This is a genomic window from Labilibaculum manganireducens, assembly GCF_963665805.2.
In the GTDB taxonomy this organism is placed as follows: Bacteria; Bacteroidota; Bacteroidia; order Bacteroidales; family Marinifilaceae; genus Labilibaculum; species Labilibaculum manganireducens.
The window spans coordinates 2,190,622-2,214,349 of record NZ_CAXXEE010000003.1; the positions used below are offsets into that span (position 1 = coordinate 2,190,622).

Sequence of the window (23,728 nt, forward strand, 5' to 3'; positions counted from 1 at the left end):
TGCAAGTCCTGCAATGCTCACTTTAAGGCTTGCAGAGCCTATTTGGAGTCCTGCAAAGTCCGTTCTAAGTCCTGCAACGTTCATTAAGAGTTCTGAAATGTGCATTTTGAGTGTGCAGAGCCCATTTTTACCCATACAAAGTCCATTTATAATGATGCAGAAAGTATTACAGCGTTCATAACGCTTGTTTTAGTCTGCATCCTGCAGTTTTACTATAAAGTAGGAGTTGCGTTATTTGGTATTCCAGTATTAATTTAAATTAATCTTACTTAATAGTTTGATTTTTAATTATTGTTATGTAGTTTCAATGCCGGATTAATTAAACTTAAATAAATTTAAAAACTAAAATCAATGACTTTTATTAGATCAGAATCAAAATTTTTAGAACGTTCACGTATCGCGTTAAGCAATGCCGAATTGCATCCAGATATTAAAGCTGCTTTGATTCCTTTTGGTATCGATGATGCAAAATTCGCCGAAGGTTGGGCGGTGTACAACAAAGCCAAAAGCGTTTGGGAATTAAATGCAAAAGAAGTTGCAGAAACAAGTGTTGCCTCAAACGCTTACAATACCGCGTATGGGGAGTTGGAAGCAAAGTTTAGAAGGCATCGCAATTTAACCCGGATTCTTTGCACCAAAGATCCTGATACGCAAGTAAGGTTGGGTGTAACAGGGTATTTTCCATCAAAATACAACGAGTTTTTCGATAAGGTGAAATTGTTCTACACAACACTTGCAGCCAATGCACTTATTCAAGAAAAACTTGCAGTAATTAAGTTGACTCCTGAGCTGGCTGCAACCTGTCTGGCAGAACTCGATGCGCTGCTTGTTCTTCGATCCGGGTTCGACAAAGAAATGGGAGAGTCTCAGGTCGCAACCGAATCGAAGAATGCTGCGCTGCACGAATTGAGTGATTGGATGGAAGATTTCGATATCCTTGCAAAACTTGCCCTTTACGACACACCACAACGCCTCGAAGTGTTAGGTATTTTGGTGAAAAGCTAAGTTTAAAAAAAACTAAGATTAAAGCACAGCCCAAAAGTTGAAATTAACAATTGGGCTGTGCTTTTTTGTGCATAGCTAATTATGGGGAATTTGGTATTTCGTCATTGCGAAGGAGCGCAGCGACTGTGGCAATCTGTTCCCTTTTGAGAACAATCGAAAATTAATTCGAATACTGCAATTTGGTTCCTTCTCCTTAAGGAGAGGGTTAGGGTGAGGTGTTCGGAAAAATTAAATTGTATGCTTAGGTTTAAAGTTGGAGGTTTTCTAAAGTCCGACGCAGATTATTATTGAGTAAGGAAGATCAAGAGGTAATGAGTGAAAAATAAAACACCACGGAGCACACAGAGTACCACAGAGAAAAAACAACAACATTTACAAAATGTCATTGCGAAGGAGCATAGCGACTGTGGCAATCTGTTCCCTTTTGAGAACAATCGAAAATTAATTTGAATACTGCAATTTGGTTCCTTCTCCTTAAGGAGAGGGTTAGGGTGAGGTGTTCGGTAAATTGATTTCAAGGACACAAAAATCAGTGCAGATCTTATAAAATCATAAGGATCATCGTCTATTTTTTTAATCTTACTTCTTGCTTTTTTCTTTCCAAGGAGGAGGTGTCATTCTGAGCCTGCGAAGAATCTTTATCTTTCAATAACAGATGTTTCGACAAGCTCAACATGACCATTTCAATGTAAGCGAAGTATAGGATAATCAGTGCAGATCCTATAGAATCACAACAATCTGCATCTGTTGCTTTTATAAAAACCTGCTCATTAATTTTGGTTCCCTCTCCTTAAGGAGAGGGTTAGGGTGAGGTGTTATCTAATTCGAATACTGCAGCTGAATCAGTTTATTGTATTTTCCATCCGTAATATTCATTAAGGCCTCGTGCGTGCCCTGTTCTACAATCTCGCCTTGTTCCATTACAACAATTTCATCAGCCTTTCTTATTGTCGACAATCGGTGGGCAATCACGATGGATGTTCTTCCTGTCATCAGTTTCTCGAGAGCCTCCTGAACCAGCATTTCCGATTCGGAGTCCAGCGAGGAGGTGGCTTCATCCAGTATTAAAATTTTAGGATTTTTAAGAATCGCACGGGCAATGGCAATTCTTTGGCGCTGACCACCTGAAAGCTGTGTGCCGCGTTCGCCGACAATAGTTTCGAATTTTTCAGGAAAGCGTTCAATAAATTCCAGGGCATTGGCCTTTTGTGCAGCTTCGTAGATTTCCTGATCGCTGGCACCCGGTTTTCCGTAAGCTATGTTTTCACTGATGCTTCCACCAAACAGAAAAATATCCTGCGGCACTAATGAAATCTGACTTCGTAATGCTGATAAGGGGAAATCATGACTATCATGCTGGTCAAAAAACAAGCTGTTCTTAGGTGGCATGTGCAGCAGCAGCAGGAGCGAAGCCATGGTACTTTTTCCGGCACCGCTATGCCCAACCAGAGCAATCATTTTATTGCTTTCAATTTTTAAATTGATATTGTTTAAAACCCTTTGCTCACTTCTCGAAGGGTAAGCAAAATTCAAGTTATTCAAGCTGATTTCTCCCTGCATTTTGAATTTAGGATCTATATCATTGACATCTTGAATGTCTTCAGGTTCTTCATCGTAGATTTTGAACAGATCTTCGGTTGCACCGATAAATTTCTGAATATTGGTGTATACATTGGCCAATCCGCTGATAGTACCACCCACAAAAACAGAATAAATTACAAAGGAAAATAGATCTCCGGCCTGCATTTCGCCCGCTTGCAGTAAACGGGAGCCTTGCCATACCATAGCTGCAATGGCACCAAAAAGTCCGAGAATAATAAAAGAGGAAAATGCCCCTCTGTATTTGCCTCGGGTGATGCCCAAATCGGCTATTTCCAAGGTTTTCTTTTTGTAACGGGCAATTTCAATATACTCATTGGTAAAAGCTTTCACACTTTGTATGCCTTGCAGTGTTTCTTCAATAATTGTATTTGAATCGGCTAATTTTGTTTGCACATCTTTGGAGAATTTTCGAATAAACCGGCCAAAAAACCTCGCAACAATCATGGTTGGCGGCAGTGTAATCAGCATAAAGGCAGTCAGTTTTATCGAGATAATCCCCAAGAGGGTGATTCCGCCCGTAATTACGATAATCTGGCGGATGAATTCAGCCAAAGTACTGGTCATTGTTTCCTGCAGCAACACCACATCTGCCGATATTCTGCTGTTGAGTTCTCCCACTCTTCGCCGTTCAAAAAATTGCAATGGAAGCTTTATTAAGTGGCGGTAGGTTGCTTGCCGCAGTGCGGCTAAGGATCTTTCTGTTACGTTCACAAACAACACAATGCGGAAATAGGAGAAGGTGGCCTGAAGAATCAATACACAGGCAATTAAAACAGCGGTTTGACTCAAACTTTGCCCCAGAGTAGTATTATTGCCTGAGTTTACCAAATCGCCTAAGAGCTTAGGAAAAGCCAAACTTGCCAAACTAGAACCCAATAAAAAAAAGATCCCTAAAAAATATTGTCCCCGGTATGGTTTAATGTACTTATAAAGTCTGAAGGCACTTTGTAAACCACTTTTATTTATTTTTCCTTTCGGAACACTTGATGTATCTGTTGCGGTCATTCTTGGATATCACTATTTAAAACAATTCCTAATAATAACAAAATTAGTCGGAATTACCTTTGTCTGCGACATCTTTTATTGGCTGCTCATGATAAATACTTTTTATACTGAATATTTCTTTGGAGCGGTGGAGGACAAAAATAGATTATTAGTCGACAAATAATTTTTCGATTGCTCTTGTCACATAGTCCAGATGGCAATTGTCAATGTTAAGCCATCGAATTGAGGCCTCTACAGTACTAAATGTTTTGTATTGAAGTGGTGATATGTTTTCATTTAAAGTGAACAGGATCGTTTTCGCAACATGATCGGGTGTAGAGGTTAGCAAAACAATCCGCATTAGTCCTTTTAGCTTTACGTTTTCTTTCACCCAATTGCCATATTCCAACAACTCATCTTCTGTCAAATTTATATTTGCATTTCTAAGATCAACAATAAAACCAAACTTAGGATCAAAATCTTTGTCATTAATAATATCACTCTTTAGCTGTTGCATCTTGTTTTTAGTGATATTATTTTGATGATATTGAATAATCAGGCCAATATCCTTTAAAATAGAGTATCTGTAAATGTCTGGCATTTTCTGTGAAAATTAAATTAGTATTGTTTTTAGAAAAAAATGAAGAACACGGTTTTTATTTGCTTACAGTTTGTTTGCACTTTATTTTGAATTGTATAAAGGCAGGGTAAATTTAAAGATACTTCCTTTTCCTATTTCGCTTTCAGCCCAAATACTGCCCTTGTGTTTTTCCACAAATTCTTTGCAAAGAATCAATCCAAGTCCAGACCCTTTTTCCTTCTCAGTACCTTTGGAAGTTGTATTTTCAGAAAGATCAAATAGCTTTTTAAGAGTTTCGTTATTAATCCCAACTCCATTATCCGAAACAGAAATTTCGACTTGTTTGTGTTTTTGAATTGCTGAAATACTAATACTTCCTCCTGATTTCGTGAATTTAATGGCATTGGAAATAAGATTTCGTAAAACAGTCTTCAGCATATTTTCATCGGCATTAACCGCAATCTTATCAGTTTGAATCTGATTTATAGATATATCTTTAATTTTTGCCGTTGAATTGGAATTTTTTATTGTCTCTTCGATAATGGATGATAAAACTATTTTTTTTGGCTTATAAATTATTTGCCCGCTTTGTGATTTTGCCCAACTCAATAAATTGTCAAGTAAAACAAGAGTGCTTTTGGCAGTTGTATTTATTAACTTTAAATACTCTTCTGTTTCTAACTCATCAAAATCTTTTGCGTCTTCAATCAACAATTCCGAAAATCCTAAGATGCTGGAAAACGGCGTTCTTAAATCGTGCGCAATTATTGAAAAAAGTTTGTCTTTTGTTGCATTAAGTTCTATTAAGCGCTTTTGGTTTTCTTTCAGCGCCTGTTCTGCATTTTTATATTCAGTGATGTCAAGCATGATACCAACAATTCCACAAAACTCATTTTTCTCATTAGTTATATTGGCCTTATGAAAAATGATATCATGTAAAGTTCCGTCAGCATATTTCACATTGCATTCATAGGTTTGATTTTCCAGACTGTCACGTAATTCGCAATCGGCAAGGTAATACTTGTCGGCAAGTTCCTTTGGTGCAATATCGTAAACACTTGAATTTATAATTTCAGTTTTGGGCAGACCCAGATAAGCTGCAAAAGCATCATTGCAATTGGTATAGATAAAGTCTTTGTTTTTTACAAACAAAGGATTCGGGATTGTATTAATCATTTTATCCTGAATTTTTAATTCAAGCTTTAATTTGATTATTTCTTTTTCCAGATCTTGATATGTAGGTTTGCCCTGGGTCATTTTTTGTTCTTAAGATATCTGTAAATATGCACAATAAACTTTTGTACGGTAAGCTTTGTGCTCTTGTTTGTATTTTGAGTTTTTTAATGCCTAAAATTCTCCTTAGCCACATTCAATAGTGAACCCGCAGCTTATTTTCTATAACGGCCTCTTCTGGTGTTTGTATTGGGTTTTTCCAAAGAACTGATTTTTGCGGGATTTTTTTCTGTAGTATCAGGATCATCGCTTAAGTAAATGGCATCCTCAGTGCTGGATGTAATTGCAAGAATCCGTCCGTACTTTTCAGGCAGGTTCAGACTTGCCGCATCTTTCCATTCTCCCTTTCCAAACACAGCAACTTTTTCTCCCTGTTCCAAAATTCCTTCCTTGTACCGAAGTGTTTTATTAAAGCCCCAAGAGCCCTCACTTTTATATCCTTTGCTGTTTAAATAGTTTTCAAAATTTTCGGTAGCATCCGAAAAAAATCCGGTAGAATAACTTTCGTCCTGAACAATGTAAGATTTAATCCTCTTGTCGTTTATGAATGCATAGCTGGTTTCTTCCTTAATTAAAAATTTGTTTGATATTTCCTCTTCAATAATTGTTTTCCACTTTGAACTTTTGCCTGATGCTACTTTTTGCTCAACATGCACATAGTAATAAGCACATTCACGGTTCGAAAGAGGAGATAGAAGGGGAGCATCAACAAATTCAACTGTTCCAACAATTCTTGCCAGCTCACCATCTTTAAAATCTGCAATTTTCCGAAGCTCCGATTTTTTTAGCTTTCGTTTAATAATGGCTTTTTTACTGAAAAAAACTGCTGATAGTAAAACTGTAATAATTATTGCAAAAATAATAAAGAAGAATACTGGTTCCATTTGTGTTGATTTATTTAGAGGTTGGGATTATAGATTTTCTGATTGGATGATAAGGTGCATCGCATTTAGTTTTTAATTTTTATCATATCGGTTTGTTATCTTATCATTCATAACCGGCTCTGAAAGTAAAGGTTTTTTATGATAGTTCCAATGGATAAATGCTTACTCAAGCTAAGGCCTGAACGAAAACTGTTTTGTTGTTTTTCCCGTGTGCCCCGTGCTCAATTCTATTTTAATCTCTTCTATGTACTATTTATCAGATTTTTCTACCTCAGAGGGCACGGAGTTGCACAGAGAATAGTAGGTTGATCTGTACTTTTACCAGAATCCAATTTCATATCAGAACGAATTCCAATCAAGTAAAAGCAAAAAAGACCATCCCTTGCGGGACAGTCTGTATCATTTATAGCTGCCAGATCATTACATGTAAAAGTTTTATTTTACGGTCAACTGCTTTAATTGTGACCTTGTGTTTCTGTGCTGTTTTTATCAGTAATAGTTATTCTTGTTTTAGGCAAACTGTTCGGGTAATTGTTTTGGATGAATTCGATCATTTTTTCCCGGATATAAACTCTTAAATCCCATGCTGTTGGCGAGTTTTTAGCACTTACAAGTATTCTTATTTCCAAGGTATTTTCCTTCGAATCGGTTACCTGAAGTACATTTACTTTTTTATCCCACAAATTACTTTTAGTTAACAAATTTGTTAGTTCCTTTCTTAAAGCATCAAATGGAATTGTATAGTCGGTATACAAAAAAACAGAACCAATAATATCTGCATTATTTCGGGTCCAATTTTGAAATGGTTTCTCTAAAAAATACGTTGATGGCAATACCAAACGCCTTTGATCCCACAGTCTGACTACTACGTAGGTTAAATTGATTTCTTCAATCCATCCCCACTCATTTTCAACAAGAACAGCATCGTCAATTCTGAATGGCTGCGTAATTGCAATCTGAATTCCGGCTAACAGTGTGCCAACAACTTTCTGTGCCGAAATACCTATTATAACACCTGCCAATCCTGCCGAGGCAAAAATTCCAATTCCAATTTTCCTGATATTCTCAAAAGAAAGCAATATCAATCCTATGGCAGAAAGTACAATAATAAATACGAGTACCTTTTCCAGAATATTGAATTGCGTATGTAATTTTCTGGATGTAAGATTGTCCTCCTTAGAGATATCAAACCTTTTTAAAAACATTGTTTTAATTCTTTTGATTACTTCAATTATGAGCCATGCAAAAGCGATTATTAACAGATTGTTTTTTTGCTCAATCAGCAAGGAGTCTTCCAATCCTGAAATATTTAAAATTGAATCCAACAGAGGTTCAATTGCTAATATTATTAATATGATTAAACTGATTAGTGTGAGCTTGAAGTATTTTTTCATTTTTCCGTGTTTTTTAATGGATTTTCCCTTTTTGCTTGAAGTGTGCAGGTTTTTCGATATGCATTCATTGCAATTAAGCATTGAATTTATGCAATATTTATGATTATACAATTGTGATAAAGGGGTAAACACGTTTTTTTAGGCCTAAAAATAAAAGAGACCATTCCTTTCGGAACAGTCTCAATCATCTATTTTAATAAGTTTATTACTTCAATTCTTCCAAAGCTTCTTTAGCCGCTTTTAATAAAGGTTGCGCTGATAAATCGTTACCCGTAGCTTCAACCATCCATTGGTTAGGAGTCAAACGTCCTTGTTTAAATATTCGGTCTACTTCTGCAGGGAAACTTTTTCCCTTTAAGTGCTGCTCCAATTGAAACTCGATTATATTTCCAAATGCATAGTTCGATAAATACAACGGACTGTTCAGCATGTGTGAGTATACGGCCAAAATGGTCTGATCTTTTACTCCGTAAACAGGAGCATAGAACTCATTCCAAACTTCTTTTGCAATTCGCATGGCAGCATCGCGCAATTGTGCCGAATTGGCTTCCGGATTTGCATACAACCATTTCCACATGCGGATATCCAATACCGAAACACCCATTATTTCGTAAGCACTCCAGAATAAATCAAGCTTTTTTAAAGCATCTTCCTGAGGTGAATCGTTATGAATTCCCAACAATAACAGGTCTCTTTTCTGGAAAATGAAAGCCAAAGCCTCCGTAAATGCGGTGTTCGGAACTCCATTCAGCACAAAGTTGTCTACATCATAAAGCGATATGGTTTGCTCCACATTGTGCCCAAACTCATGAACTGCAATGTTGTACCCTTTGTAATCCATGCCCTTTTCGCCAATTCGGGTACGTAAGTGAGCCTTTTGTCCTTTGGCCGCACCACCCCAGGCGTGTCCCGAGCCTCTTGCCGGATCAACAGCAATATGAGCTCCCAACCATTGTGCTCTTTCCTTATCGTAACCCAGCTTCACCAATAAATTTGGTAAATCAGCTTCCAAAGCAGCCGCGTCAGGGTACAGTTTGCGGGTCTGGGCATCCAGCTTCGACTCATCCATTCCGCTGCGGGCTTTAAAACCATCGTACCAAATGTCGAAAGGTTCCAAATCACGACCTAATCTTTGCTGAATTAGTTCACCAACTTTTTTAGTTTCCTCGGAGCGCATAAAATCCGTAAAGATTTTTTCAGTTGCTTCCGCAGATATTTCTTTGGCACCATCATATTGTCTTTTGATGAAGGTATTTTGATCCGGATAGTAAGGATCGATTGCCTTATTGGCATGGAAATTATTCAGAATTTGCTGATATCTTTCATTTGGTTCAGGTGTTGCTTCAATTGTTTTTCCATCCTGATAAACCAGATTGGTATACGGATCCCATTCCAAATTCCCATTATTAATCACCTTTTCAGGGATTTCCTGAGAAATAATGCGCTGCATCACCTGATAAATCATCTTCTGCTTTTCCAAACCATCCTTTTTGTTGGCATAGTTGGCCTTAAGCTCATCACGCAGGTTCCAGTGCGACAAAAGAACTTTGTCTTCAGGGAAGAAACGATTTCCTTCAGCATCAGTTAAATGACCCACATAAATGTTGTAATCCATAATGTAAACATCCGATTCGGCAGCAGCCTTACCGGCTTCCTGTAAAAGTTCTGCAGGAACCCGGGCAGTAAAATAATCACCCAAACGGGCATAAGCCCATTGCTGACGAGTCCACTCTTTAGCATTTGCTTCTTTTTCGTCCAAACTAAAGGGGGGGAAATTCAAGGCAATAATAAAAGCAATCTTGTTTTGGTAAAAATCATTCATCCAGTGCGAATCTACACTGTAAGCACCAAATGCATTGTCGATAGCATGTTGTTCGAAGGTGTTCAAGTGCACCGGTTCCAGTAACTCAAGAGTAATTTTGTTGAAATTACCGGTGATGATCTTCATATTTCTTGAAATCTTTTGAAAAACAAGTTCTCTTTCCGCCTGATCGGAGATATAGTTTTCTTTACAGAAGGTTTTAAAATCTTCTTCTGAACCATCACTGTTGCGCCACAGGTTGGCGGCATGTTTTACGCCTTTTTCCATAAGGGATTTGTTTGTGCCTGAATTCGAATTTCCAAGCTCATCAGTTACCTGAGCTATGGTTTTGGCCGAAATAGCAGAGACATCAGCCTTTTTATCCATTTTTACTTGATTTCCGCAGGAGGACAGCAGTAATGCCGCAGAAAACAGAATGATAATCTTTTTCATTTGATTAGGGTTGTTATTTGTTTGATTTAGTATCGCTAAAAATACGAATTCAAGCTCATTCAAACAATGAGCTTTTTCATGCTTTATCGTTGCGCAGAGGAATCGAAAACAGAAAAATGAAATGCAATTTGTGCTGTAAATAAATCATTGAAACACAACATTTATAATTCACTCCTTTAAAAAAAATGTACTTTCGTTTTACAGATTGGATAACATGTGCTATTTTTGCGCAAAATATTATATACATAAATTATGGGAAGAGCATTTGAATTTAGGAAAGCGCGAAAGTTTAAGCGTTGGGATAAGATGGCCAAAGCCTTTACACGAATTGGAAAAGATATCGTGATGGCAATAAAAGAAGGTGGCCCTGATCCGGCAACGAATTCTCGTTTGCGTGCAGTTATTCAAAATGCAAAGGCAGTAAACATGCCTAAGGATAATGTTGAAAGAGCAATTAAAAAAGCAACATCTAAAGACCAGAAGGACTATAAGGAAATTATTTACGAAGGATATGCTCCGCATGGTATTGCTGTTTTAGTTGAAACGGCAACCGATAACCACACCAGAACGGTAGCAGATGTTCGCTCTTATTTTTCAAAATGCAAAGGTAGTTTAGGTACTGCCGGTAGTGTTGAATTCATGTTTGAACACAAATGTCATTTTCAGATTGAAAACAAAGGTCAGGATATTGAAGAATTGGAGTTCGAATTAATCGATATAGGAGTAGAGGAAGTATTTGCAGAGGAGGAAGGAATCATGCTTTACGGCAACTTCCCTGATTTTGGAAAAATACAAGCTTACCTGGAAGAGAACGAAATTGAAGTAATTTCATCAGGTTTCGAAAGAATTCCAATGGATACAAAAGAATTGACTGAGGAACAAGTTGCAGATGTTGAAAAATTGCTGGAAAAATTGGAAGACAACGACGATGTTCAGAATGTTTACCACAATATGGCATAAGAAAATCGCCGTTTAATTTATAATTTCATGATACAGAGCCTGATTCGTTTAACGGATCAGGCTTTTTTATTTTGCTAAAGTGAATAAAAAGAATTAAGGGTCTTTTTTTGACTTTTTTTATTTTCTTAAAGCATTGTAAATGTTGGGGGTGTGAGCTAAAGGCGTGTCAGTCAGAAATCTTACCTTTTGAATGTTAAGAGTTTTTATTATATTTAGATATGTAGATGAAAAAACGTCTCATAACACACCTATGAAACCTTCATCTTTGAATAACGGTGAATTTTATTTTAAAATTAAAAATTCAAAGCATGATAAGTTCCATGTGACAACTATAATTGAATTATATACACATGCACTTTAATTATTTAAAATTTGAAAAGGGAGACAAAATAGGAATTTTGACTCTTAACCGTCCTGAAGCCCTGAACGCCTTAAACGAGGGTGTTTTTAAAGAGCTGACCTGTTTTTTAAGCAGCAAAGAAATTATCCAAAGCATTAGAGTATTAGTAATTACGGGAGAGGGCAAAGCCTTTGTTGCCGGTGCTGATATTAAAGCCATGCAGGAATATTCTCCGCAGGCAGCCTACGATTTTTCTGAAATAGGAAAACAGGTTTTTGATCAGATTGCTAATCTGGAGATACCGGTTATTGCTGCAATTAATGGTTTTGCCCTTGGGGGAGGGTTGGAATTGGCACTTTCATGTGATATACGTGTAGCCAGTGAAAAAGCCAGGTTGGGTTTGCCTGAAGTGAATTTGGGTCTGATACCCGGATTTAATGGTACGCAAAGATTGCCTCGTTTGGCTGGAGCAGGAAATGCCATGTATTTAATGATGCTTGGGGAAGGCATCACAGCTGGCGAAGCCTATCAATTGGGAATCGTTCAGAAATTGGCGCCACCGGAAACACTTCTGGAAGTAAGTTTGGAATTGGCTGAGAAAATAGCTTCTAAAGGTCCTAATGCCGTAAGGTTAATAAAGGTAATGGTTCGCGATGGTATGGAATTATCGGGCAAAGATGCAGGTAAGATGGAATCCAAAGAATTTGGGCGTCTTTTTAAGGAGGATCAGACCGAAAGGGAAGAAGGCATTAGCGCCTTTTTGGAGAAGCGCAAACCAAACTGGTAATAATCAAAATTTGTAGAGAGATTTATTGTTTTCGAAACAATAAGCAGGAAGTGCAGATGGGTTTTTGATTTAACTCAAATGGGAAACATGTATCATATTAAATAATAGTAAAATCAAAATTTAAACAATAAGTAATATGGATTTGATCCGAAAAATGGAAAATGTTAGTGTTTTAGGTGCCGCAGGAAAAATGGGAAGCGGTATTCTTGTCTTATTATCTTTTGAAATGTCCAAATTGAAAATTGGCAAAAAAGAAGATAAAGACTTTGTTTTAAACGCTGTTGATGTATCACAATCTGCTTTAAACAGTTTGTTGGGTTACGTAAAATCACAATTGGTAAAGCACGCGGAAAAAAACATAGTAGAATTACGAACCTGGTACGAGGATCGTGAGGATTTAATTGATAATGATGAAATTATCAGTCAGTTTGTGTATGATGTGATGGAGATGATACAAACATCAACCCGTATAGAAACGGCTTATGGCTCACAATTGATATTTGAAGCTATAAAAGAGGATAAAGCTCTAAAAGTAAAATTGTTTTCTCAAATCAAAAAAAATAATCCTGATGCTTGGTTTTTAACCAATACTTCATCCATTCCGATTGGTGAAATCGAAAAGGAAGCTGGTTTAAATGGAGATATTATTGGTTATCATTTTTACAATCCTCCGGTAATTCAAAAATTGCTGGAGATCATTAAAACGGATCATACGAATGATGATTTAGCAGCCTTCTCGGTGAATTTAGCCAAATCGATGCGCAAAATTGTCGTTCAATCAAGAGATGTTGCCGGTTTTATAGGAAATGGGCACTTTATGCGTGATGCTTTGTATGCGCTTAATCTGGCCGAAGAATTAGCAAAAACAGAAGGATGGGCAAAGGCCTTTTTCCTAATTGATACCATAAGCCGGGATTTGCTGGTGCGGCCAATGGGAATTTTTCAATTGCTGGATTATGTGGGCATTGACGTTACCCGATTTATTTTGGAGAGTATGCAACCTTCATTTCCGGATGAAAAATTATCGCATGCAGCCTTGAATCAATTATTTGATAATGAAGTGAAAGGTGGTCAGTTTGCTGATGGTTCTCAAAAGAACGGTATTTTCAAATATCAGAAAGGCAGAATTACAGAAGTTTATGATTTGGAAAACGCGAAGTACATTCCAACTGAGAATATCGAAATGGATTGTGCAGCCTTGCTGGGAGAACTGCCAACCCTTAAAATCTATTGGAAATCTGTTGTTCGTGATGTGAAGAAAGCCGATCATTTAAAGAAGTTTTTTAATGAACTGCATCAAATAGATAGTGTTGGAGCTAATTTGGCGATTGCGTACGGTAAAAATTCAAAAGCAATTGGTCAGATGCTTGTTGATACAAAAGTTGCAGAATCAAAGGCCGATGTAAATACCGTTTTGGAAACAGGTTTCTTCCATGCCTATGGTCCAATTAACGAGTATTTCTAAAATAGATTATAAATGTTAGAAGTGAGATACATAAAACAGATCTCGCTTTTAACACTGAATTAATGTTTGATTTAATGGATTGCCGAAATTTTATTTGTAACCGATACTAGATGACTATCTGATGTTCTGAATTTTTTCTTAGAGCTCACATCTATTATCTCATATCTAAAAGAATGAACGTTTTACGCAAAAAAATATACATGCTGGCCGGTTACAACACCATTTCGATGGGAACCGGCAGAAATGAATTTCATCCCAAGAAGCCTCGTCCTGGTCTGGAACACTATATTCAGGAAGCTGGTCAGGCAACTTTAAAAATGATTGGCGGTGCTAAAAATGTTGATGAAGGAGTAATCGGAAATTTTATGGCTTCCCGCTTTAATAAGCAAGCCAATTTGCCCGCTTTTTTGCCAATGATTGATGCTGAATTGAAGTACAAGCCATCCGTTAGTGTGGAAGGTGCTTGTGCATCGGGTGGCTTAGCTCTTACTACAGGAATGAAATCGATTCTTGCAGAAACGGCTGATGTAGTGCTTGCGCTTGGTTTTGAAGTTCAGAATAGCATGAAAGCCATGTATGGAGCGGATGTTCTGGCTGGTGCCGGATGGCAAAAAACGCGTAAAGAGGGACATGCGTACTTCTTTCCGGGTGTTTTTAGTGACCGGGCAGGTGCTTACTACGAAAAATTTGGCAGGGAAATTACCCGCAAAGCCATGGCTAAGTGGTATTGCAATGCCATTGAAAATGCACGTTTGTGCAAAACGGCACAGGAATTTCACAATACAAATAAGGATTTGGAAGGGACGGCAAACACTCCTGTAAATCCCAGAGGATTTGTGGATCATTTGAATGTTTTTGATTGTTCTAAAGTTTCCGACGGAGCTTCGGCGATCGCAATAGTGTCTGGCGAAGGATTAAAAAAAATTGGATTAAATGCAAAGGATGCAGTTGAAATTGTTGGTTTCGCTCATGTTGCAGCAGATATTACTCAAAAACCAGAGGTGATGACCAGCTTAACGACCATGAAGGTGGCTGCAGAAAAAGCAATGCGAATGGCTGGAATTACTGTTGATCAGTTAGGAACTGTGGAAGTTCATGATTGTTTCTCTATTGCCGGAATAATGGCTCTTGAGGCTATTGGTTTAGCCGAAGAGGGAAAAGGCCCTGAATTTGTTTTGGCAGGTCATACTTCCAGATGTGGGAAAATACCTGTAAACACAACGGGTGGTTTAATTGGTTGGGGGCATCCAACAGGTGCTACCGGAGTTCATCAGGCTGTAACCATTTGGGAACAATTAACAGGGAATGCCGGAGAGGCACAAATTGAAATCACCAAGGAAAAACCATATGCAATGTCTGTAAACATGGGTGGAGATGACAAGTCTTTAGTTGCCGTTGTTTACAAACGGGGGGAATAAATGGATGTATTACTGAATAATTAAATTGTTACATCATGTAAATCAGCTAATAGCTTTTAATATCACACCTAAAAAATAAAAACTATGAATTTTGAATTTACCGAAGAGCAGTTAATGATACGGGATGCGGCACGGGATTTTGCACAACGTGAGCTGTTGCCCGGAGTAATAGAACGAGATGAGAAATCAGAGTATCCAACTGAGCAGGTGAAACGTTTGGCGGATTTAGGTTTTCTGGGAATGCTTGTTGGATTGGAATACGATGGTGGTGGAATGGATACCATATCCTATGTTTTGGCAATGGAAGAAATTTCAAAGGTCGATTCCTCGGTATCAGTAATCATGTCGGTAAACAATTCATTGGTTTGTTGGGGGGTTGAAAAGTATGGTACAGAAGAACAAAAACAAAAATTTTTAAAACCTTTGGCCCGGGGTGGGAAAATAGGAGCCTTCCTGTTATCGGAACCTGAAGCAGGCTCTGATGCAACTTCACAAAGAACTACTGCTGTTGATATGGGAGACCATTACCTGGTAAATGGCACTAAAAATTGGATTACAAACGGTAAATCAGCTTCTATCTACATTGTAATGGCTCAAACCCATCCCGAGTTAAAACACAAAGGAATTAATGCTTTGCTTGTCGACTCCAAATCGGAAGGGATAACTGTTGGATCACATGAAAATAAAATGGGAATGCGGGCATCAGATACCTGTTCCGTAATGTTCAATAATGTTAAAGTCCCAAAGGAAAATCGTTTGGGTGAAGAAGGCTTTGGATTTAAACTGGCCATGCAGTCGCTCGAAGGCGGTAGAATAGGAATTGCCTCGCAGGCTTTGGGGATTGCTTCAGGAGCATACGAACTGGCGTTAAAATATGCACAGGAAAGAAAAGCTTTCGGGAAAGAGATTATTCATCATCAGGCAATCGCATTTAAATTAGCTGATATGGCCGTTGAGATTGAAGCTGCCCGCTTTTTCTGTTTAAAAGCAGCCTGGTTAAAAGATCAGGGCAAACCGTACGGACAGGCAAGTGCCATGGCCAAACTATATGCTGCCGAAACTGCAATGAAGGTAACCACTGAGGCAGTTCAGATTCACGGAGGATATGGATATGTAAAGGAATATCATGTAGAACGTTTAATGCGGGATGCAAAATTAACTCAGATTTATGAAGGCACTTCGGAAATTCAAAAGATTGTAATTTCAAGAGGGTTAGTGGATTGATAGAATACTCGGAATGCTGTATTTGTTTTAATGTAAGTAGTTTTTATAGAGTTGTTTATTGCGTGTTTTTTGAAGAAATAGATTAAGTGGATTATTAATAATAACTGTTGTGGCCGTAATTAATCTTTGTGATATAATCCCGGTACCAGATACTAAAATTTAATACATATGAAGATATTGGTCTGTATAAGTAATGTTCCTGATACCACAACTAAAGTGAAGTTCAAGGAAGATAGTACTCTGTTTGATGATTCAGGTGTTCAGTGGATCATTAATCCATGGGACGAGCTGGCCTTGACCCGTGCTTTGGAGTTGAAAGAGGATGCCGGCAATTCGGTTGATGAGGTTTCTGTGATTCATGTCGGCGGTGCCCAAACTGATGCAACCTTAAGAAAAGCTCTTGCTATTGGTGCCGATAAGGCGTTTCGTATTGATGCCTGTGTAGCAGATGCATATTATGTGGCCGGACAAATTGCAGCATATCTAAAGGAGAATCCATTCGATATTGTTTTTAGTGGAATAGAATCAAGCGATTACAATGGTTCATCAGTAGGTGCTATGATTGCAGAGTTTATGGATTATTCGGGAGTTTCGTCTGTAACCAGTGTAAATCTTGATGGTGATGATGTTATTCTGTATCGGGCTATTCCAGGAGGAAAGCAAAAAATAAAGGCCGAACTGCCCTTAGTTGCTGTAGTTCAGAAAGGAATTGCAAAGGAACCAAGGATTCCTGCTATGCGTGGAATAATGATGGCACGTAAGAAACCTTTGGAGGTGATAGCAGCAACAGAGATGGAAATGCTGACCAGATCGGTGAAATTTGAATTGCCAAAAGCCAAAGGAGCTTGTAAAATGATTGATGCCGGGCATGTTGAGCAACTGGTTGAGCTTTTGAAAAACGAAGCTAAGGTATTATAAGTGATAAGATTACCATGTTTAATCAAGTATGATGGATGGTAGATGAGAAATTAATGAGTCAGAAAGCATTGTTTTTTTAGTGTTAAGTCTCATATCTAAAATCTATTATCTCATATCTTAAAAGAAAAGTCTATGTCAGTAATTGCATTTGCCAAAAATTGGAACGGGAAGTTTAAAAATTCCACCTTTGAATTGGTATCCTATACTAGAAATTTAGCCAGCCAATTAAATACTCAGCTTATTGTTGTTTCTATCGGCGAGGTAAAGGAGGAGGAATTGAAAAGTTTGGGGAAATATGGTGCGGAGAGAATTATTTCCGTGAATGATCCTCAAATGAATACGTTAACAAGCCGTGTTTATGCTCAGGTAATTTCCAAATTAGCAGAAATAGAAGGCGCAGACACAATTGTTATGAGCGATAATGAGAGTGGTAAAGCCATAGCTCCAAGAATTTCAGTTAAGATGAAAGCTGGAATGGCATCTGCCGTTTTGGAACTTCCGGTATCGAAGAATCCCTTTGTCGTTAAAAAAGGTGCTTTTTCAGGAAAAGCCTTCGAACATGTTCAAATTGATTCACCTGTAAAAGTGATAACCATTGCTAAAAATTGTTTTGGTTTTATAGAAAATCAGGTTGATGTATCGATTGAAGAATTTTCGCCGAATTTGGATGCTGCCCTTTTTAAAATTCAGGTTCTGGAGGAAGAAAAGCAGGCAAATAAAGTCAACCTTGCTGATGCAGATATTGTGGTTTCGGCAGGTAGAGGAATGAGAAGTCCTGATAATTGGGGTGTTGTGGAAGAACTTGCAGACGCGTTGGGAGCAGCAACGGCTTGTTCACGTCCGGTTTCGGATGAAGGATGGCGCGGACATGAGGAGCATGTTGGACAAACAGGGAAAGTAATAGCACCGAATTTATACTTCGCAGCGGGTATTTCCGGCGCGATACAGCACGTTGCCGGTATCAGCAGGAGCAAATGTATAGTTGCCATCAATACAGACCCTGAAGCACCAATTTTTGGTGTTGCAGATTATGGGATCGTTGGTGATGTTATGGAAGTATTGCCAAAATTGACTGAAGCAGTCCGAAATTCAAAATAGCATAAGCCTGTGAAAGGGGGCTAAGAGCTTGTTACTAATCACTTTAATTGCTGAACCATGATAAAACAAATCCTCTTCATCATCACATTATTAATCACATTTGGCGTTTTTGCCTATTCGGTAAAGCGTTTGTGGGGATTTTTTAAGCTGACAAAGCCTGCTTATCCAATTAAAAATATTGGGGCACGAATTTCCCATACTCTGAATGTGGCTTTCGGGCAAACCAAAATATTCCGGAAGCCTGTCATCGGTTTGATGCACGCATTGGTGTTTTGGGGCTTTCTTGTGATCACTCTTGGCAGTATCGAAATGGTTGTGGATGGTGTTAGCGGATTGGACAGGGCTTTTGCCTTTACAGGATGGTTTTATGATGTGGTGATAGCCTCCGGAGATGTATTTGCCCTGTTGATTCTCATTTTTATCAAGCTTTTCAGCATTCGCAGAATGTTCTTAAAGGTGAAACGCTTTTCTGGAGTGGAAATGACTCCCAAAGCCAATTGGGATGCTCAATTGTCCTTATTCTTTATTGGATTTTTAATGGTTTCCCTGATTTGTTTCAATATGGGATACGTCAGTAGTCACCCAAATGGTTACGAAGGGGTTTATCCTGTTTCTGCCGCTTTGGTTAATTTATTAGGATGGGATTTTAGCTGGCTTCAAGAGCCGGGTTGGTGGGTGCATATTTTATTGATATTTACATTCGCTAATTACTTGCCGTACTCGAAGCATTTTCACGTTTTTCTATCCATTCCGAATGTGTTTCTGGCAAATTTGGAACCAATTACAAAATATCCAAACTTGGAAAGCATAACCCGTGAAGTGAAGCTAATGCTTGATCCGGAAGCTGCCTATGACGAAAATGCAGAGGTTGCCCGTTTTGGAGTTAAAGACGTTGAAGATGTGAGCTGGAAGAATTACATGGATTCCTTGTCCTGCACACAGTGTGGCCGTTGTACGGATGTCTGTCCGGCTAATATCACAGGAAAACTTTTGTCTCCAAGAAAAATATTTGTTGATCTGCGGAAGCGGATGGATGAGAAAGGCCCCTTGGCAATTGCGGGCAAGGAAGATAATAAATCACTCTTGCGCGATTATATTTCCGAAGAAGAGATTTGGGCTTGCACAACCTGCAATGCCTGTGCTCAGGAATGTCCTATCGATATTAGTCATCCAAATTTAATCATGGATATGCGAAGATATTTGGTGATGGAGGAATCTGCAGCGCCAACGGGCTTAAATATGATGTTTGCAAACATTGAAAACAATGGAGCACCCTGGCAATTCTCTCCTGAAGATAGAATGAAATGGGCCGAGTGATTATTTTAACTAATTGTATTTGACTTGATTGGTGTGCTTTAGGGTAAGTTGTACTTTAATTACTGTTTTGAAATGACAATAGAAACAAAAATAGATGTGCCCGTAATGGCGAATGTAACAGCGAAAGGCGAAAAGCCTGAATATTTGTATTGGGTTGGTTGCGCCGGAGCTTTCGATGACAGATATCAGAAAGTTGCACGGGCATTTGCAAAAATATTGAATCATCTTGGTGTAAGTTATGCTGTTTTAGGCAAGGAAGAAAGCTGTACGGGCGATGCAGCAAAGCGTGCTGGAAACGAAATGCTTTTTCAGATGCAGGCTATGCAAAATATCGAGGTTCTTAACGGATACCAGGTGAAGAAGATCATCTGTACTTGTCCGCACTGCTACAATACCCTGAAAAATGAATATCCTGATTTAGGAGGAAACTACGAGGTGATTAATTACACGGTGTTTCTGGATGAGATGATTCGAACCGGGAAACTGAAATTGGAGAATAACCCGTTTAAAGGCGAAAGCATCACTTATCACGATCCATGTTATTTGGGAAGAGGAAATGGAATTTATGATGCTCCCAGAAATGTTGTGAAAGCAGTTTTTGGAGAAGTGAAAGAGATGAAGCGGGCGAGAAGCTATGGTCTGTGTTGTGGAGCCGGTGGTGCTCAGATGTTTAAAGAAGCCGAAAAAGGAAATAAGGAAGTCAATATTGAGCGTACCGAAGAAATTATCGAACGAAAAGTAGATAAAGTTGCTTCAGCTTGTCCTTTTTGCATGACGATGTTGACCGATGGAATAAAATTAAAAAACAAAGAAGCGGAATTGCAAAATATAGATATCGCTGAAATTATTGAGAAAGCCTTGAATTTATAGACTTTAAACTAAAGCATGACAGCAAACACGACATACAAGCTTAAAAATACAGTTCGGATTGTAACAGCAACTTCGCTTTTCGATGGCCATGATGCATCGATTAATATCATGCGTCGGATTATTCAGGCTTCGGGTGCTGAAGTAATTCATTTGGGACACAACCGCTCTGCCGAAGAGATTGTTGATTGTGCTATCCAGGAAGATGTACAAGCCATTGCCATAAGCTCTTACCAAGGTGGACATATGGAATTCTTTAAGTACATGTATGACTTGCTGCAGCAAAAAAATGCCGGACACATTCAAATTTTTGGAGGTGGTGGTGGTGTAATTCTGCCATCTGAAATAAAAGAGCTGGAAGCCTACGGAATTGCTGGTTTGTATTCTCCTGATGATGGTCGTAATTTGGGTTTGCAAGGCATGATTAATGAGGTTTTGGAAAAATCGGATTACTCGTTGAATGAGTTTGAATTGCCAAAAGCATCAGAAATTACTAATGAAAATGTCAATTTGTTAGCCAGGCTGATCACCTTGGCAGAACACGATCTCCTTCAGGATTCTGATTTGTATCTTGAATTGAAGAACAGCGCAAAAGTGAATCATACGCCGGTAATTGGAATTACAGGAACCGGCGGTGCAGGAAAGTCTTCCTTAACGGATGAACTGATTCGAAGGATTCATATTGATTATCCTGAATTAAAACTGGCAATCCTTTCCGTAGATCCTTCGAGGAAAAAGAGTGGAGGCGCATTACTTGGCGATCGAATCCGCATGAATTCCATTCATCATCCAAACATCTATTTGAGATCATTGGCTACACGCCGTGCTAACCTGGCATTGTCCAAACATGTTGATGATTCTTTGATTCTAATGAAGTCAGCGGGGTTTGACTGTATTTTCCTTGAAAGTTCAGGAATCGGACAGTCGGATACTGAAATTGTTGATCACAGCGATGTGAAAGTGTATGTAATGACACCTGATTTTGGAGCAGCAACGCAGTTGGAGAAGATCGATATGCTCGATTTTGCTGATTTAATTGCCATTAACAAGTTCGACAAGCAAGGTGCACAGGATGCTTTGCGCGATGTGAAAAAGCAATATCAGCGAAACAACCTTCTGTGGGATCGAAATCCGGACGATATGCCGGTTTATGGAACAGTGGCCTCTCAATTTAACGATCATGGCGTAAACGAGCTCTATCATGCCTTAATTGAGTTTTTAATTGCAGGCAATGCATCAGGTTTTGCTCAGAATGGAAAACCGCTCCTCGAAGCGAGCCAAAAAATTGAAATTGTACCGCCGGCAAGGGTAAGATACCTTTCAGAGATCTCAGAAACGGTAAGAAGATACAACAGAAAGGCGGAAGAACAATCTGAAATTGCAGATCAATTGTATGCTTTAGATAAGTCTGCTAAAGTTATTGAAGAAGAAGGCATTAAGAAATTATTATCTGATAAGGCAACTGATCTTTCAAAGGGCTTTAAGCATCAGAATATTATAAATTCCTGGGACGAGAAGAAAAAAAGATACAAAAAGGATATATTCAAATATAAGGTTCGTGGTAAAGAATTATCCGTGGAAACGCACTTTGAAACCCTTTCTCAGAGCAGGATTCCTAAGATTGTATTGCCCGGCTGCAGAAGTTGGGGTGATATCGTAAAATGGAATCTAAAAGAAAATGTTCCCGGCGAATTTCCTTACGCCGCAGGTGTTTTCCCGTTCAAACGGGAAGGAGAAGACCCAACAAGAATGTTTGCAGGAGAAGGATCACCGGAAAGAACGAACAAGCGATTTCATTATTTGGCAGCCGGTCAGCCTGCAGTTCGATTATCAACGGCATTTGATTCGGTTACCTTGTATGGCGCAGATCCTGACTACCGGCCGGATATTTACGGAAAAGTTGGTAATGCCGGAGTTTCTGTCGCTTCGTTGGATGATGCCAAGAAACTATACAGCGGTTTTGATTTGTGCGATCCGAAAACTTCGGTATCCATGACGATTAATGGGCCGGCACCCATGTTGGTCGCCTATTACATGAATGTGGCTGTCGATCAGGAGTGCGAGAAGTACATTCAGGCAAATGGACTGGAAGAAGAGGTTAAAGTAAAACTTGAAGCAATCTTCGCTGGTAAAGACAGAGTATGCTATGTAGGCGATTTGCCAAAAGAAAATAACGGGCTGGGACTGTTGTTGTTAGGAGCAACTGGTGATCAGGTATTGCCTGCTGAGGTTTATCAGAAAATTAAGGAGGAAACCATTTGTAAGATTCGCGGAACGGTTCAGGCAGACATGCTAAAAGAGGATCAGGCGCAGAATACGTGCATATTTTCTATTGATTTTGCTCTGAAAATGATGGGAGATATTCAGCAATACTTCATCGAAAATGAGGTTCGGAATTTCTATTCGGTTTCTATTTCAGGATATCATATTGCAGAGGCCGGAGCCAACCCAATTACTCAATTGGCTTTTACATTATCAAACGGATTTACCTTGGTTGAATATTACATTTCAAGAGGTATGAAGGTTGATGATTTTGCACCAAATCTTTCCTTCTTTTTCTCGAACGGCATGGATCCGGAATATACCGTAATCGGCAGGGTAGCGAGAATAATATGGGCGAAGGCCATGAAATATCTTTATAAGGCCAATAGTCGCTCACAAAAACTGAAATATCACATCCAAACTTCGGGCAGATCGCTGCACGCACAAGAAATTGAATTCAACGATATCCGAACTACATTGCAGGCTTTAACCGGAATTTATGATAATTGTAATTCGCTTCATACGAATGCTTACGATGAGGCCATAACAACTCCAACAGAGGAGTCGGTAAGAAGGGCAATGGCGATACAAATCATCATTAATAAAGAGCTTGGTTTGGCCAAAAATCAGAATCCTTTGCAGGGATCATTCATCATCGAAGAATTAACCGATTTAGTAGAAGAAGCTGTACTGGTAGAATTTGATCGGTTAACGGATCGTGGTGGTGTGTTGGGAGCCATGGAAACCATGTATCAAAGGAGCAAAATACAATCAGAATCTTTGCTTTACGAGAGTTTGAAACACAGTGGAGAGTTGCCAATTGTTGGTGTAAATACATTTTTAAGCTCAAAAGGTTCTCCTACAGTTCAGCCTAAAGAAGTTATTCGTTCCGATGAGGAGGAGAAAATTAATCAGGTGAATTTTAAAGAGTTAGTGCAGGCTAATCAGAAAGAAAAGGCGGTGAAAGCATTAGAAGGCTTGAAAGAGACCGCCTTGAAGAATGAAAATGTATTTGCCTCTTTAATGGAGGTTTGCAAATTCTGCACCTTAGGTCAGATAACCAATGCATTATATGAGGTTGGAGGTCAGTACAGACGAAATATGTAGAAACAAAGATTTGAGATAATAGATATTAG

General features: G+C 38.7%; 17 protein-coding genes. 11 read left to right on the top strand and 6 right to left on the bottom strand.

Annotation, left to right across the window (positions count from 1 at the left end):
- The first annotated feature begins 351 nt into the window (after positions 1–351).
- Positions 352–1,005 (top strand): PQLLE family protein, encoded by a 654-nt coding sequence (locus ACHZAX_RS08360; protein ID WP_320018764.1) that lies wholly within the window; start codon positions 352–354, stop codon positions 1,003–1,005.
- 819 nt (positions 1,006–1,824) lie between these two features.
- Here ACHZAX_RS08360 and ACHZAX_RS08365 read toward each other — a convergent pair.
- The 6 genes from ACHZAX_RS08365 to ACHZAX_RS08390 form a co-directional block, all read right to left on the bottom strand.
- Positions 1,825–3,612, bottom strand: a complete 1,788-nt coding sequence (locus ACHZAX_RS08365; protein ID WP_320018765.1) for an ABC transporter ATP-binding protein — start codon at positions 3,610–3,612, stop codon at positions 1,825–1,827.
- Positions 3,613–3,760: 148 nt separating this feature from the next.
- A complete protein-coding gene (locus ACHZAX_RS08370; protein WP_320018766.1) occupies positions 3,761–4,192 on the bottom strand; it encodes a hypothetical protein in 432 nt (143 codons plus the stop codon).
- A gap of 81 nt (positions 4,193–4,273) precedes the next feature.
- Complete coding sequence (locus tag ACHZAX_RS08375; protein ID WP_320018767.1) at positions 4,274–5,347, bottom strand: PAS domain-containing sensor histidine kinase; 1,074 nt, start codon at positions 5,345–5,347, stop codon at positions 4,274–4,276.
- Between the two features lie 212 nt (positions 5,348–5,559).
- Positions 5,560–6,288: a hypothetical protein gene (locus tag ACHZAX_RS08380; protein WP_320018768.1), complete on the bottom strand. Its 729-nt coding sequence runs from the start codon at positions 6,286–6,288 to the stop codon at positions 5,560–5,562.
- 455 nt (positions 6,289–6,743) lie between these two features.
- The gene (locus tag ACHZAX_RS08385; protein ID WP_320018769.1) at positions 6,744–7,682 is read right to left on the bottom strand and encodes a mechanosensitive ion channel family protein; all 939 of its coding nucleotides are present in this window, start codon (positions 7,680–7,682) and stop codon (positions 6,744–6,746) included.
- A 205-nt stretch (positions 7,683–7,887) separates the two neighbouring features.
- Entirely contained in the window at positions 7,888–9,936 is a 2,049-nt protein-coding gene (locus ACHZAX_RS08390; protein ID WP_320018770.1) for a gluzincin family metallopeptidase, read from the bottom strand.
- Between the two features lie 252 nt (positions 9,937–10,188).
- On the opposite strand from ACHZAX_RS08390, the gene ACHZAX_RS08395 reads away from it, so the two are divergent.
- From ACHZAX_RS08395 to ACHZAX_RS08440, 10 genes are all read left to right on the top strand, one after another.
- Positions 10,189–10,896, top strand: a complete 708-nt coding sequence (locus ACHZAX_RS08395) for a YebC/PmpR family DNA-binding transcriptional regulator (protein ID WP_101311547.1) — start codon at positions 10,189–10,191, stop codon at positions 10,894–10,896.
- A gap of 350 nt (positions 10,897–11,246) precedes the next feature.
- The gene (locus ACHZAX_RS08400; protein WP_320018771.1) at positions 11,247–12,023 is read left to right on the top strand and encodes an enoyl-CoA hydratase/isomerase family protein; all 777 of its coding nucleotides are present in this window, start codon (positions 11,247–11,249) and stop codon (positions 12,021–12,023) included.
- Positions 12,024–12,159: 136 nt separating this feature from the next.
- Positions 12,160–13,488 (top strand): 3-hydroxyacyl-CoA dehydrogenase family protein, encoded by a 1,329-nt coding sequence (locus ACHZAX_RS08405; RefSeq protein ID WP_320018772.1) that lies wholly within the window; start codon positions 12,160–12,162, stop codon positions 13,486–13,488.
- A gap of 173 nt (positions 13,489–13,661) precedes the next feature.
- The gene (locus ACHZAX_RS08410) at positions 13,662–14,906 is read left to right on the top strand and encodes a thiolase C-terminal domain-containing protein (RefSeq protein WP_320018773.1); all 1,245 of its coding nucleotides are present in this window, start codon (positions 13,662–13,664) and stop codon (positions 14,904–14,906) included.
- An 84-nt stretch (positions 14,907–14,990) separates the two neighbouring features.
- Entirely contained in the window at positions 14,991–16,130 is a 1,140-nt protein-coding gene (locus tag ACHZAX_RS08415; protein WP_320018774.1) for an acyl-CoA dehydrogenase, read from the top strand.
- Positions 16,131–16,298: 168 nt separating this feature from the next.
- Positions 16,299–17,048 carry an electron transfer flavoprotein subunit beta/FixA family protein gene (locus tag ACHZAX_RS08420; RefSeq protein ID WP_320018775.1) on the top strand — a complete coding sequence of 250 codons (750 nt, stop codon included), beginning with the start codon at positions 16,299–16,301 and terminating at the stop codon, positions 17,046–17,048.
- A gap of 132 nt (positions 17,049–17,180) precedes the next feature.
- A complete protein-coding gene (locus ACHZAX_RS08425) occupies positions 17,181–18,146 on the top strand; it encodes an electron transfer flavoprotein subunit alpha/FixB family protein (protein ID WP_320018776.1) in 966 nt (321 codons plus the stop codon).
- A 57-nt stretch (positions 18,147–18,203) separates the two neighbouring features.
- Entirely contained in the window at positions 18,204–19,463 is a 1,260-nt protein-coding gene (locus ACHZAX_RS08430) for a 4Fe-4S dicluster domain-containing protein (protein ID WP_320018777.1), read from the top strand.
- Positions 19,464–19,535: 72 nt separating this feature from the next.
- Positions 19,536–20,333, top strand: a complete 798-nt coding sequence (locus ACHZAX_RS08435) for a (Fe-S)-binding protein (protein ID WP_320018778.1) — start codon at positions 19,536–19,538, stop codon at positions 20,331–20,333.
- 15 nt (positions 20,334–20,348) lie between these two features.
- Positions 20,349–23,699 carry a methylmalonyl-CoA mutase family protein gene (locus tag ACHZAX_RS08440; protein ID WP_320018779.1) on the top strand — a complete coding sequence of 1,117 codons (3,351 nt, stop codon included), beginning with the start codon at positions 20,349–20,351 and terminating at the stop codon, positions 23,697–23,699.
- Positions 23,700–23,728 lie beyond the last annotated feature (29 nt).